Annotated in this window: 10 protein-coding genes; 3 read left to right on the top strand and 7 right to left on the bottom strand. The window is 41.5% G+C overall.

Annotation, left to right across the window (positions count from 1 at the left end; all coding sequences use genetic code 11):
• Window positions 1-29 precede the first annotated feature (29 nt).
• A complete protein-coding gene (locus H6G76_RS08825; RefSeq protein ID WP_190698543.1) occupies window positions 30-1265 on the top strand; it encodes a glycosyltransferase in 1236 nt (411 codons plus the stop codon).
• Between the two features lie 87 nt (window positions 1266-1352).
• On the top strand, window positions 1353-3128 hold the full coding sequence (locus H6G76_RS08820; protein ID WP_242056350.1) for a glycosyltransferase: 1776 nt from the start codon (window positions 1353-1355) through the stop codon (window positions 3126-3128).
• Window positions 3129-3154: 26 nt separating this feature from the next.
• Here H6G76_RS08820 and H6G76_RS08815 read toward each other — a convergent pair whose 3' ends face one another.
• Window positions 3155-3769, bottom strand: coding sequence for a DUF3318 domain-containing protein (locus H6G76_RS08815; RefSeq protein WP_190698540.1), 615 nt, complete (start codon window positions 3767-3769; stop codon window positions 3155-3157).
• A gap of 99 nt (window positions 3770-3868) precedes the next feature.
• On the opposite strand from H6G76_RS08815, the gene H6G76_RS08810 reads away from it, so the two are divergent.
• The gene (locus tag H6G76_RS08810; protein ID WP_190698538.1) at window positions 3869-4129 is read left to right on the top strand and encodes a hypothetical protein; all 261 of its coding nucleotides are present in this window, start codon (window positions 3869-3871) and stop codon (window positions 4127-4129) included.
• A gap of 56 nt (window positions 4130-4185) precedes the next feature.
• Here the strand turns inward: H6G76_RS08810 and H6G76_RS08805 are convergent, their stop codons facing one another.
• From H6G76_RS08805 to H6G76_RS08780, 6 genes are all read right to left on the bottom strand, one after another.
• Window positions 4186-5808, bottom strand: a complete 1623-nt coding sequence (locus H6G76_RS08805; protein ID WP_190698535.1) for an iron uptake porin — start codon at window positions 5806-5808, stop codon at window positions 4186-4188.
• Window positions 5809-5949: 141 nt separating this feature from the next.
• Window positions 5950-6549, bottom strand: a complete 600-nt coding sequence (locus tag H6G76_RS08800; RefSeq protein ID WP_190698532.1) for a Crp/Fnr family transcriptional regulator — start codon at window positions 6547-6549, stop codon at window positions 5950-5952.
• A gap of 301 nt (window positions 6550-6850) precedes the next feature.
• Window positions 6851-9043 (bottom strand): PhoX family phosphatase, encoded by a 2193-nt coding sequence (locus tag H6G76_RS08795; protein WP_190698529.1) that lies wholly within the window; start codon window positions 9041-9043, stop codon window positions 6851-6853.
• 406 nt (window positions 9044-9449) lie between these two features.
• Entirely contained in the window at window positions 9450-10115 is a 666-nt protein-coding gene (gene phoU, locus H6G76_RS08790; RefSeq protein WP_190698526.1) for a phosphate signaling complex protein PhoU, read from the bottom strand.
• Window positions 10116-10143: 28 nt separating this feature from the next.
• Window positions 10144-11472: a PAS domain-containing sensor histidine kinase gene (locus tag H6G76_RS08785; RefSeq protein WP_190698522.1), complete on the bottom strand. Its 1329-nt coding sequence runs from the start codon at window positions 11470-11472 to the stop codon at window positions 10144-10146.
• Window positions 11473-11531: 59 nt separating this feature from the next.
• Window positions 11532-12284, bottom strand: a complete 753-nt coding sequence (locus H6G76_RS08780) for a winged helix-turn-helix domain-containing protein (protein WP_190698855.1) — start codon at window positions 12282-12284, stop codon at window positions 11532-11534.
• Window positions 12285-12389: the final 105 nt, after the last annotated feature.

Genomic DNA, 12389 nt, shown 5'->3' with positions numbered 1-12389 from the left:
GACTGTCACTGCAAAGTTAAATTTCTTCTATGAACTTTAATTCAACGCAATCCCTATTAATGGTTCCGACTGGTTCATTACAGATTCCTGAATCACCTTTGCCCAGTAGTGGTAAAGCAATCTATTTCTCTTTAGTGATTCCGACTTATAAAGAGCGTGACAACATCCAACGTATTGTCCGGATATTAAGTCAGTTATTAGATGAATATATACCGGAAGACTACGAACTGATTGTAGTAGATGACGATAGTCCAGACCGCACTTGGGAAGTAGCGCAATCGCTGACGGAAGACTATCCACAGTTGCGGGTGATGCGTCGTCAAGAAGAACGTGGTTTATCTTCGGCGGTGATTCGTGGATGGCAGGCGGCAAGAGGTAGTATTTTAGGAGTAATTGATGGAGATTTGCAGCATCCACCAGAAGTTTTACAACAATTGTTAAATGGGATTGAACAGGGAGCCGATTTAGCAGTAGCCAGCCGGAATATAGAAGGCGGGGGTGTTAGCAGTTGGAGTGTTGTTAGGCGTTTCTTATCCCGTGGCGCGCAATTGTTGGGATTGATTATTTTACCTAATGTGTTAGGTAGAGTTTCCGACCCTATGAGTGGTTATTTTATGGTGCGTCGGAGTGCGATCGCCAATGTAACGCTCAATCCCGTGGGATACAAAATTCTTTTGGAAGTAATTGGTCGGGGAGAAGTAGGGAAAATCACCGAAGTAGGTTATGTATTTTGCGAGCGTAAAGAAGGTGAAAGTAAGGTTACATGGAAACAATATGTAGAATACATCCACCATTTAATCCGTTTGCGCTTGTCCACGGGAATTTTAGGACGAGTCCATAAACAAATCAATTTCCCCATCGGTCGATTCCTCCGCTTTGGCCTTGTAGGACTAAGTGGTGTATTTGTGGATATGGTAATACTTTATTTACTTAGTGATCCGACTACTCTGGCTTTACCCCTAACGCGAAGTAAGATAATTGCTGGTGAAATTGCAATTTTCAACAATTTTTTGTGGAATGATGCTTGGACATTCGCTGATGTATCGATGCAGCAGCAAGAATGGCATCATCGCTTGAAGCGGTTTGTGAAGTTCAATATTATTTGCTTGGCGGGATTACTCATAAACGTCTTGGTGTTAAATTTGGTGTTTAATTTTTTGATTCCCAACCGTTATATTGCTAACTTAATTGCGATCGCAGTTGCTACTGTCTGGAATTTTTGGGTGAACTTAAAACTGAGTTGGCGTGTGACTGATGTGAAATAGCGACAATACAAAATTTGATTCGCCAGCGAACATATATCTACAATTGGAGTCAAAATAACTATAAATTGACTTGTGAATGACGCGGCTATGAAAGTTTTTTTTTGGGGTGCATTGAATTTTTGCAAAGATGCGATCCTATTGTTGCCTGCTTTGGCGAACCGCCGCGTACCTTTATCAGATGCAATCTCTACTCGCCAACAGAAGTCTAAGAATTGGCAGACTGTTGTTAATCATCCCTGGTTTCATCCTTTGCTGTTACTAGTTTGGTTAATTATTGGTCTTGGCTTGCGTTTAACTAATTTAACCGCAAAACCCCCTTGGACTGATGAATTTTCAACTTTAGTGTTTAGTTTGGGGAATAGTTTTTTACCAGTACCTTTAGATCAAGCGATCGCACCTGATATCTTATTACAACCGCTACAACCACAAGCAACTGCTAATATTTCTGATGTCTGGGCGCATTTGAGCCATGAAACTAATCATCCGCCACTTTATTTTTTCTTAGCGCATTGGTGGATGCAGTTATTTCCGACACAAGCGGGTCTAGTTTCATTATGGGGGGCGCGATCGCTCTCTGCAATTTTTGGTGCGGCATCAATTCCCGCAATTTATGGTTTGGGTTGGCTAACTTTTCGCGATCGCTTGATTGCACATTTAGCTGCTGCCATCATGGCAATATCACCCTTTGCTATCTTTCTGGCGCAAGAAGCACGTCATTACACTTTGGCAATTTTGTGGGTAATTGCTTCTCTCGCCTGCTTTATCATCGCTACACGCCACATCCACAACCGTACACAGTTACCCATCCCCACAGCACTTGGTTGGGTTGTCATTAACGCCTTCGGAATTGCCAGTCATTACTTTTTTGTGCTTACCCTGTGCAGCGAAGCCTTAGTTTTAATTTTCCTCGCTTGGCAAAAACGTACTTTTCTATCTCCTCCGTGGCGGCGAATCTATGCTGCTGTTGTTGGTACTGCCGTATCAGGTATAGTTTGGCTACCAGCATTTTTACAGAATAGTTATGGTGATAAATTAACCGATTGGATACAACAACCGCGTCAGGGTTTGGAGTGGATAAGCCCACTTTTTCAGGCTTTTGCGGCTTGGGTAACAATGCTTTTTTTATTACCAGTAGAATCACCACACATAGCAATCGTCATTCTGTCTGGGCTGGTAATGCTAATTTTCTTTATTTGGTTTTTACCTAAATTAATTAGCGGGATAAAAGTTCAACTACAACAACCAGAAACTCAGGTTTTGAGTGGATTTGTTTTAGGTGCGATCGCTCTATTTTTTGTCTTTACTTATTTTCTGGGAATAGATTTAACCAGAGGCGCACGTTATAACTTTGTTTATTTTCCGGCGGTCATAGTTTTATTAGCGGCAAGTTTAGCAGTTAGCTGGCATTCTCAAAACAATAATGGCAAAAAAGCCGTAGCCCTGGTTTGGCTAATGGGATTTTGTAGTGCAATCACTGTTATTTGTAATTTAGGTTATCAAAAATACTACCGCCCTGACCTATTTTTACAACTAGTCAAACAAACATCCCAAGTTCCCGTCATGATTGCAACTACTCAAATTACTCATGTCCAAATTGGCGAAATGATGGGGATAGCCAGAGAATGGAAACTCCAAGATTCACCGTCACCATCGCTTCTGTTTCTCCTCGCCCATCAAGACAAAGACCCAAATACTTCAACCACTACCCTTAACAATACTCTCAAGACACTACCAAAACCCTTTGACCTGTGGTTAGTGAATTTCCACGCACCCATAGCAGCAGAAACTAAAAACTGTACCACCGACACCCAATCTTTACCCCCAGTTAATGGCTACGAATACAAAATTTATCATTGTCAATAACTCCTCAGCGTACCTCTGCGCTAATCTCAGCGTTCCTCCGCGTTAAAAAACTCTGGTATACCCACAGAAGACAAACCTGCGATCGCCCGTAAATTTTGACATCGAATTAACTCGGTAAACTCTAACCCACGATTCCCTTGTATCTTGGCTACTGCTTCAATTGCAGCTAATAAATGTTGGGCTGCTTCCGTTTCGGAATAACCCCGGCGTTGGGCTATTTTAATCGCTGCTGCATCAGCATTTAACTCTGATTCTGTCGATTTGTTGTTGCGCCAGATGCGCCAGAAAGCGATCGCACTTAGTCCCCCAGCCACAGCCACACCAACTACATCAGACTGTGAAGACTCTACTAATCCCGCCAATAATCCCAGCAGCACCACACCTTGATAAATATTAGGTTTAAACCACCTCACCCCTGTTAACCAGCTAACTTTCTGTAACAGTAGTAAATCTCGTTGTGGTTTTGGCAAGCGGCTCCACAAATCAAAATTAATATATATTGGTCTATCTTGATTCCAAGGTAAGGGAAAGGCAGCATCAATTACCTGAGCTTGCTCTGGTTTGCTGACAATCTTGGTGGTCATTCTGCCAGAAGCAGGCATAACATCTAATAACCGCCGAATTTCGAGGTTTGGCTCCATAATTAAGAGTTGTAAAAAAATAGACGAATTTATAAAAATATTAGCCAAACAGATCTATATTAATTCGGGTTTATCTCTCGCCGGGAAGGCTCCTAACGCATGGACGCTTTTGCTCCCATCCCGCCTGAATGGACAAGTAAGGCAATTCACGCATATAAATTTTGCTGTCCTAGCTGCCGTGCTAGTAGTTTAGAAGCATTACAGGTTTGGATCAATCGGCGATCGCCTGTAATCTCCGAAGAACATCGTCGTAAATGGCAGGAGTTCTACAACTGCCAATGTGGTTGTGCGTGGTGGGCATGGAGTAGCGACAGGCCTCCATCAGATTTGTCAAATCAAAAAGATGATGATCCCGCATAAACAAAAACCCACCATTTGTTTGGTGGGTTTTATTTATCTCATTTCACTTACAGCTTTTAGAAAGTGAAAGTAGTGCGAAGTGTACCAACGTAGATAGTATCGTTGTTGTCGTTGTGTTCGGGGTTGAAGATGACCAACAAACCAGGGGTGACTTGAATGTTACTGCTAACCTTCACTTTGTACAGAGCTTCGAGATGATAGCTAGTATCGTCATCTTCACGAGCTGCAATATCATTTTCTGTAACTCTAGGCTGCTGACCAAACAAAAGACCTAGTACGTTACCTTCTCTGCCAAGGTCTTTGATGCCTAAACTTGCTGCCCAGTATACGACATCTGCATTGCTACCTCTGTTAACGCCAGATTCGGCTATAGCGGTGGAGTAACCAAACCATCCACCGATAGTAAATTTAGAGCTAGGTTGGAAAGTAGCTTGGACACCGTAGTGATTACCGGTAGTCGCAATCCCGTTACCGAAGGGGCGAATGGCGAAGGCACTACCTGTACTACCTGTGAAATTAATCTCGTTACTTGCAACGCCAGTAGGTGAAGTCCTACCACCGTCATAACTGTGGGCGTAGGTCAGACCAATGTTAAGTGCTTTGCTGGGTTTAAACTCCAATTGTCCAAAGGCTGCATAATCACCATCGAAAACGCCAAAACCTTCATTAGGAGCGCTGGCTTTGGGTGCTAAATAAGCTCCAGTTAAGCTAAAAGTACCTTGAGGATTAAAGGTAACTGTTAAACCAGCACCGCCAGAACCTTGACGATAGATGGGGCTGAAACGTCCGTAACGTGAGATTGCACCTGTACCACTACTTCTGAAATCAGGGTTGAAGACGTTGACGTTCTCGTATAACTCAGCGTTGTTAGCATCAATCTTGACGCGAATTGCATCGCTGAAATTGAAAGCGTAGTTAATTTTATCGATTTCAACTGAGTTTGTAGTATTGCTTACGTCATAACCTAGACGGGTCATATTTGTGCCAGTTACGGTACTATTATTGATAATATTGCCTGCCTGTAACCGGATTTGTAACTGATCTTTGCCTGTGAAACTGCTCAACAAGTTTAAACGTACCCGATCATCAAAAGTAGTGTTGCTTTCTAAATCAGCACCACCAACTCTTGTGTCACCAAAAACTTGACCAACGTTGAAAATCGCTTCCCCAACTAACTTGGTGGTAGTAGAGAATTGATTAGCTTCTAATTCAGCAGTCCGAGCTTCTAAAGCGTCAACACGACCGCGTAGGGTTGCCAGTTCCGCAGAAAATTCTTCTTGTAGACGCTGTAAAGTAGCTAAATCTTCCTTGGTTACTAAGTCAGCTGTAGCTGTCGCAATTAGTTCGTTAACTCTGTCTAAACAAGCATTCAAACCAGCAGCAAACTCATAGCGAGTTAAAGCACGATTACCACGGTATGTGCCGTTGGGATAACCTGCAATACAACCGTAACGTTCTACCAATGACTGTAAAGCTTGGAATGCCCAGTCTGTAGGTTGTACATCTGAAAACTGAGAAACAGATGTAACCTGAGCCATGCTGTCAGATTCTTGGGATAACTGAGCAACATTTGTTATCTGTTCGTTCGCTTCACCTGCTAAGGCACTGTTAGCAGCCAATAATGTCGCAGCCAGAACTACTGGGCTGACTTTTAAAACATTCCAGAATGATTTATTCATGATTTAACTTTCACTCACACCAATTAACACTACTTATGGATATATTCTTTTAATCTTCTTTAAGGGAATATACTCATAAATGCAGTAATTAATCTATCACAATTAAAGTTATTTACGCAAGACAATTATCACTATTTCTATTTATATGTTTTTGGTAAATTTATTTGGTAATCGCAGAATAATTTGCCGCTTGTATCTTAATAATACGCCTTCTTCTTCAAACTGTTGTAAGAGTCTTGTAATTGTAACTCTAGTTGTGTTTAAAACTTCTGCTATTTCCTGATGAGTAATGTTTATGTCGATAACTTTATCTCGTTCTATATTACGACCAAACTTGTCACTAAGCCATACTAAAAATTTCCATAAACGTAATGAAATTGGTTTGAGGTGAACTATGCTTAAAAGTTCTTCTGTGTGTTGGATATGAGTAAATAAAGCATCAATATCCTGATGCCAAATATAAGATGGAACAATACTAACCTCTACACTTGTCAGGCATTCTATTTGGTAGGGTTGAACTTTAGATAAAGCCGAGCCAACCACATCTCCCGGCCCCCAATAACCTAAAGTTATATAAGTTCCATCTTCAGACCAAGTGATAGTCCTAACTGCACCCCGCTCTATACGCCATAGTATGTCGTTACGAGGAGGAATTGTTTCCTTACGAGCAAATATTTTTGGTTGTAGTTGTTCACTAACAGATGCGGGAGGTAATGTTGATGCTAAACTGCTGGAAGCCATTATAAATTCTATGGTATGTAGTGGAATTTTGAATTGTTTTGTAAGCGATCGCAGAAATTCTGCTGACCTATAAACTAATTTTTTACTACTTTTTAACAGCTATTTGCTGCTTAAATTTACAATAATTTGTAGGTGAATAATAGATTTTGTGTTATCTAGTTAATTTAATCTTTGAAGACTAATTGTTAGTAAATCTATATTTATAGCCATAGCCAAGGCAGTTAAGACATCGGTAAATGATAAAACTGAGACAGCACAATATTTCTTGCTCTGTTACCTGTCACCTATTCCCTGTTCCCTGCTATATCTGGGATTTTACGATCGCAATAACGGCTGGTTTAGGGGGTGAATTAGGAGTTTTATCAGGCCAATTAGAACCAATAGGAACTTTGCGAGTTTGCAAAAACTCTTTGCCTGTAGTAGTGGTGACTACAAATTGTTTAGTTTCGGTAGCTTGATTTTTTCTTGTACCATTTGTTTCTCCTGGGTGTTGTATGGATAGGAACAAACTTTTTTGATCGTTGGTGAAACAAGGGCCAGTGGCTTCACATTCCATCGGTGCGATCGCAAATAAAAAGGCTTTACCTGCATCTGCACCACTGGTCGGTAAAAACCACATAGAGTTGTTGCCAAATAAACCAGATAAACTTACAGATTTTCCTGACTCTGGATTACGGCTTGTGATAGCATCATTGAGTTTTGATGTAGAGATATCTGTCACCATCCAGACGTGACCTTGAGGATCGAGTAATAAATTATCCGGGTTAGCAAAACCCATCCCACCGGCGGCTGGTTCGCCACCGGTAGCTAACATTTGCCAACGAAAAGTCATGGCTGCGGGGTCGTTCTGATCTTCAGTTAACCGCATCACCCAGCCATATTCGTAGGGTGCTTCACCTTTGGAACTTTTGAAGATTCGCAAATCAGAACCGCCTTGTTTGTCAGGACTTCCAGAGGTAAAACTGATGAATAAATCACCGTTGGGAGCTATTTCTGTATCTTCGGGACGTGCTGTACAAGTAGCACCAGCAGCATTGGCGGCGTAGTGTGCATCAATTAAAATTGCACCTTGTTTTTCTTCGGCATTACCTATATATAAATCGCCTAATGTGGCATAATTTTGCTTAAATTGGGCGATCGCCTCATCTTTAGTAGCTGTTAAATAACCTGCTTTTTCCGCCTTCGCGCCTAATGGTAAAAGTATGGTATTTCCAGCAATCTGACTGGGAATATCTGGGTTGACAGGTGTCTCAGCTTTTAAAGGTATCCAGCTACCAGTACCATCAACATTGAACTTAGCAGCATAAAGCATTCCCTGTTGTAATAGCTTAGAATTAGCTTTGTCTTGGGGATTTGTGACTTTATCCTTACTGACAAATTTGTAGATGTGTCCTCCCCTGCGATCGCATCCTGAATAAAAAGCTAGGGGTTTACCTGCTTCTACCCGCACACCTACAGCTTCATGGCGGTAACGTCCTAACCAAGTGTGTTTTGTCCCATAATCTTTCGGATTAGCTGGATCAATTTCCACAATCCAACCATATTTATTTCCCGCCAACCCAAACACATTTCCTTGACCGAACAATTCCTCATCACCCAACGCAAAAGGTAATTCTCCTGGGTCAACAGCTGTACCATCGGCGTGGACAGTTTCCGGTACTTGTGCTTGAAAGTTTTCTTCTGCACTGAGAACAGTACCCCAAGGTGTTGTTCCGCCAGCACAGTTAGCGAAAGTACCAATGATGCGATCGTCTAATTTATCTATGTAACCCTGTCCCTTTTGCTTGCGAAATACTGCTACTGCTGGGCCAGTCGCTTGCAAATAACGTCCATCTTCTAAACCAGATATCCCACTAATTCGTCTATCGGCTACGGAATTAGTTCTTTCCCAATTACCATCGGCTGACTGACGAATCGAAACTACACCTAGCCCTTGATCTAACAATGCTTCTTGACAAATTTCCCTAATTTTCAGTTTTAATGGCTCATTATCTGGCAAAGTATAGGCATTAATTTCATTTTTACCTTGCAAAGCTGCTTTGACATCAGCAAACGGCAGTGATTTACCAATTACTTGCTCATAGGTTTCCATCCAAGGAATAGCGCTGATGTACTCAAAGTTAACTGAAAGATAACCAGCGTTTTCTGCCGTCGGGATAAAAGATAAATAATCGTTGTTGTAACCAAACCGAGAATTACCGACGCGATCGCCCCAAGCAGCAATTACTTGATATTTAAAGCCTTCTGGTAATACTACGTCATCTACTACTTCATAGCTATTGTATTGAGCTTGCTGCTGTTCTAGGTTTAGTCCTGCTGTTTCTAAGGGAATTGGGCCATTAATTGGTGTAAATGAAAACTTGGATTTTACAACTGATGATTTGCTGGTTGTTTGCGTCGTAGTATTCTGATCGCAACCTATGAGATGACTAAACGCTATTGTACTAACGCTACTTCCCATGAACAGCAAGAATTCTCGACGCTTAATACTCATTAGTTTTGCTGCCTACATCAGATATACCAGTACAGTAGTTTTTATTGTGTCTTGGGACACTTTAGTTATTTAAGGTTAAGAATAGGTAAAATATTAGTAAAATCTAACTGAGTTAAGCAATTTTTAACTTTTTGACATTTTACTGATTATCAACTATAGATATAGCCATAATATTTAATTTGCCAAATTCAGAGTCTCGACTTCTCAAATAAGTTGGGGAGCTATTTTTTCACGTATTATTTAAAATTAAATATTAATTAATAAAAAATCGAGAATGGAAAAATTTTACATATCCATTCTCGATTTTTTAATGTTGTATTTAGTTACAAAAAATTTGCTAAAATTCATTGTCAAACTTATGAATTGCAAAGAGCAAAAAATGTGATTTGCCTCTGCTTTTCTTTTTTTAAGCGCGTTGACCAGTGACAATATATGCCACTCGCTGACCAATATTAGTAGCATGATCTGCCATACGTTCTAGACAGCGAATCGCTAAAGCTAACAGTATGATTGGCTCTACTACTCCTGGGACATCTCGTTGCTGGGCTAAGGTTTGATAAAGGTGATCATAAGCATTATCTACAGCATCATCTAGGTGCTTAATTCCGCGCCCGCCTGCTTCATCTAAATCTGCCAAAGCTACTAAGCTAGTCGCTAACATTGCCTGTGCATGGTGCGACATAACTTCAATTTCTGGCAAAGATGCATGAGGCGGATAAGGAAAAAGTTTCACGGAAATTTTGCCTAAATCTTTGGCATAATCACCAATACGTTCTAAATCTCGCACCAATTGCATAAAAGCACTCAAACAGCGCAAATCTTGGGCTGTTGGTGCTTGAGTCATGATGTTTGTACAGTCTGATTCGATTTGTCTATAAAAGCGATCAATTTTTTTATCTAATCGGGGGAGTTCTTCAGCAGCTGTTAGATTACGGGCGAATAAGGCTTGGTGGCTGAGGCGAAATGATTGTTCTACCAAAGCACCCATGCGTAAAACATCCCGTTCTAAACGCCTGATGGCGCGTGTTAACTGAGAACTGTCGGGGTTGGAATTATAAAAGACAGCTTCCACACTTGTATACTCAAAAGTGAAGATACTATTAACTATAGTCTTGGCTTTGAGAGTTTGCCACAACTTCTGGAAGTATAAGTTGCATCCAAGCACCACCTGTCTGGGGATGGTTCATTGCTTTAATGGAACCACCATGAGCCAGTAGGATTTGGCGCACGATCGCTAAACCTAAACCATTACCTACAATTGACCCTAGGGAATTAGTCTCTGTCAAGGGAGAATGAGTTCGTGCTTTATCTCCGCGATAAAATCGCTCAAAAATATGGGGTAAATCTGCCTCGGAAAAACCTGTTCCCGAATCAATTAAATTTATTTCTAAAGTCGGAGGTGTAGAACTATGTTTATGATTATCTTCTAAGAATCTAATTTTTGCTTCCACTTGAATTTTTGTGCTAGGACAACTGTACTTAATGCTATTGTCTAGCAAATTGAGAAAAACTTGATAGATTCTGGCTTTATCTGCTTTCACCCAAATGTCTTCTGGCCCGGAATAGGTAAGAGATAAACGTTGCCGTTGGGCTAATGGTTCTAAACTTTCCCAAACAGATGTAATCAGCGATCGCACTTCCACTGGTTCAAGCTGCAACTGCATATTGGGGTTGGCTTCGATTTGCGTCAGTTCTAACCAGCCTTGAACTAAGCTAATTAGTCTGTCAACTTCTTGCATCAGGCGGTCAACCCAGCGACTTAAGGGTGGTTCTAGGCGATGTTGGAGAGTTTCTACCACCAACCGAATCGAAGTCAACGGTGTTCTGAGTTCATGGGCTAAATCAGAAAACGAGCGATCGCGTTCCTGATTCATATCTAGCAGTGGTTGACGATTTTCGAGAAAAACTCCGACTTGTCCGTTGAGTAAAGGTAAACCAGAGGCGCGTAAAGCCAGAGATTTAATTGTGGGTAATTCTGCGGCATTATCGCATGAGCGATGAAATACCCATTCTTTAGTTTGGGGTTTTTGGCGATCGCGTGTTTGCTCAATTAATCGATCTAATTCATAAGACCGCACCAACTCCAGCAACAAGCGCACCTGTCCTGGCTGCCATCTTTGCAGATATAAGATTTCCTGCGCTTGTTGATTGCACCACAACAATTGATTTTCTTCATCAACTTGCAAATACCCTATTGGTGCAAAATCCAGCAGGTCTTGGTAAGTTTGCAGGGATTGCTGTAAATCTTGACTTTGCTGTTTTAATGTTGAGATTTCCTGACGCAAACGAGGCAATAGTGGCAAAGCTACCTTACTAGAGCCAGAATATGGTTGCAACACTCGACTTAGGTAGCGGTTTAGTTGAACTTGTTGCCAAATCCAAAACCCGATACCTACTGCCAAACCTAGAAGAAATCCCAATAAGACCATGTGAGTTTGAGTTGTTAGTTGCGTCGTGTTTAATCAAAACTAACAACTATCTTCACCAATTATCCGAAACGATAGCCAAATCCTCGTACAGTCACAATATATTCAGGATGGCTGGGGTCTAGTTCTAACTTCTCGCGCAACCAACGGATGTGGACATCCACAGTTTTGCTATCACCTACAAAATCTGGCCCCCAAACTTGATCCAACAATTGCTCCCGTGACCAAACGCGCCGCGTATAACTCATAAACAACTCCAACAGGCGGAATTCTTTCGGGGAAAGGCTAACTTCTTGACCCCTCACTAACACGCGACACTCTTGAGGATTTAACGTAACATCTTTATATTTCAGAACTGGTAGCTGCGGTAAAGTGCTTAAACGTTGACGACGCAGCAGTGCGCGACAGCGTGCCACAAGTTCCCGCATACTAAAAGGTTTGGTGAGATAGTCATCTGCACCGACTTCTAAACCTAAAACGCGATCGGTTTCACTACCCTTAGCACTCAGCATCAAAATCGGTACTGGATTGCCTTGATGACGCAGCAAACGGCAGATATCTAATCCATTGATTTGCGGCAACATCAAATCCAGAATAATCAAATCAAAGGGAAATTCGCCTGAGTTGGGTTCAAAACTTTTGAGATACTCAACCGCCGCCCGGCCATCCGGTGCTGTTACCACCCCATAACCTTCTTCTTCCAATGCTACAGCTAGCATCTCTTGGATTAACTCTTCATCTTCTACCACTAGAATCTGGCTTGTGTGTCCGATATCTGCTCTGGCAGAATACTTGGTCGATTCACTGGTGTACATTGATATCACAAAAGTCTGCCCTGTGCTTGTATCAATATGAGAATTGAGTAAATTATCTAACTTCTCAGTGCATTTATGGTTGCGCTGTAGCACATTAGTTTGCAA

Source organism: Nostoc sp. FACHB-152 (genome assembly GCF_014697475.1).
In the GTDB taxonomy this organism is placed as follows: Bacteria; Cyanobacteriota; Cyanobacteriia; order Cyanobacteriales; family Nostocaceae; genus Nostoc_B.
This window is presented reverse-complemented; position numbering and strand designations above follow the sequence as displayed.

Excerpts from the sequence above, each read along its gene's own strand:
- H6G76_RS08825 (WP_190698543.1), top strand. The coding sequence starts at position 30 with ATGAACTTTAATTCAACGCAATCCCTATTAATGGTTCCGACTGGTTCA.
- H6G76_RS08820 (WP_242056350.1), top strand. The coding sequence starts at position 1,353 with ATGAAAGTTTTTTTTTGGGGTGCATTGAATTTTTGCAAAGATGCGATC.
- H6G76_RS08815 (WP_190698540.1), bottom strand. The coding sequence starts at position 3,769 with ATGGAGCCAAACCTCGAAATTCGGCGGTTATTAGATGTTATGCCTGCT.
- H6G76_RS08810 (WP_190698538.1), top strand. The coding sequence starts at position 3,869 with ATGGACGCTTTTGCTCCCATCCCGCCTGAATGGACAAGTAAGGCAATT.
- H6G76_RS08805 (WP_190698535.1), bottom strand. The coding sequence starts at position 5,808 with ATGAATAAATCATTCTGGAATGTTTTAAAAGTCAGCCCAGTAGTTCTG.
- H6G76_RS08800 (WP_190698532.1), bottom strand. The coding sequence starts at position 6,549 with ATGGCTTCCAGCAGTTTAGCATCAACATTACCTCCCGCATCTGTTAGT.
- H6G76_RS08795 (WP_190698529.1), bottom strand. The coding sequence starts at position 9,043 with ATGAGTATTAAGCGTCGAGAATTCTTGCTGTTCATGGGAAGTAGCGTT.
- H6G76_RS08785 (WP_190698522.1), bottom strand. The coding sequence starts at position 11,472 with ATGGTCTTATTGGGATTTCTTCTAGGTTTGGCAGTAGGTATCGGGTTT.
- H6G76_RS08780 (WP_190698855.1), bottom strand. The coding sequence starts at position 12,284 with ATGTACACCAGTGAATCGACCAAGTATTCTGCCAGAGCAGATATCGGA.